Genomic DNA, 1,112 nt, shown 5'->3' with positions numbered 1-1,112 from the left:
ATCGAGAGATTCATAAGAAAACGTCATCCTTTCTAGTCTAGCTTTTTTAGAAAGAATAACGTTTTTTTACACTTGGGGGTAGTGAAGATTTTTAAGTTGATGGGCATGGGTAATGTACCACATTCATGGAAAAGAATGATGGATGTAAAAGAGGGGGATCGAATCTTTCATTATGTAAAAGGGAATATTGTAGCAGTTAGTATCGCTGAAGAAGATTGTAAGGAATCGAATAAACCATCGATTATGAAAAGCCATGATCAATGGAATGATGAAGGCTATTTGGTATCTTTAAAATATCATGAGTTAGAAAAAACAATTAATATACGTGAGAAATTTGAAGAGATATCGCACCTGTTGCCAATTAAATATTCACCTTTTCAATCAGATGCAAATGGAAACCAAGGTTATTTATATCCATGTAATGAAGAATTAGCCCTTAAATTAATGGAACTAATTGGTGATTCAAACATTTATAAAATAAATGATGAGCAATTAGAGTTGGCAGTTGATCCGGTAAGAAGGACAGAAAACAATACATTAATTCCGGTTATAGCTGAGACGGAATCCGAAGTAAAAGCGAAAATCCGAATTGGACAGCAAAAATTTAGAGAGGAATTAATGGAGATTTGGAACGGAAAATGTGCATTATGCGGAATAAATTTACCAGAATTGTTAAGAGCAAGTCATTCTAAGCCATGGAAAGATAGTACAAGTATGGAACGCTTAGATCCGTATAACGGTGTACTACTGTGCTGTAATCATGATGTTCTTTATGATAAAGGGTTTATCACATTTGATGGACAGGGACGACTGCATATTTCCTCATTAATAGTGGAAACAGATTATTTGAAATTTGGATTAATACCAAAAGCTAAGATAGGAATTCAACCGGAGAATAAATTATACTTTAAGTGGCATAAGAGGAATATTTTTAAAGTAAAATAGTATAATTTTTAACTTCAAGGACAGGAAGAACATAAGAGAGACGAATTGTGTTATCCAGTAAAGACCTGCGGTAGTATGTCAACTGAAAAATAATATCTTTTGAAGTTATCAAAGGACAAATTGCTTAAAAAAGACATCACGAAACTAGACCAGTATTTTATGTAAAA

Annotated in this window: 1 pseudogene; it reads left to right on the top strand. The window is 32.8% G+C overall.

The window, feature by feature from the left end:
• Positions 1–108 precede the first annotated feature (108 nt).
• Positions 109–945: pseudogene (locus MR168_RS32960) on the top strand (HNH endonuclease); the annotation flags it as partial.
• Positions 946–1,112 lie beyond the last annotated feature (167 nt).

The organism is Bacillus cereus group sp. BfR-BA-01356 (assembly GCF_022663635.1).
GTDB lineage: Bacteria > Bacillota > Bacilli > Bacillales > Bacillaceae_G > Bacillus_A > Bacillus_A cereus.
The sequence above is the reverse complement of the archived record's forward strand: the minus strand, read 5'-3'. Positions and strand labels throughout refer to the sequence as shown.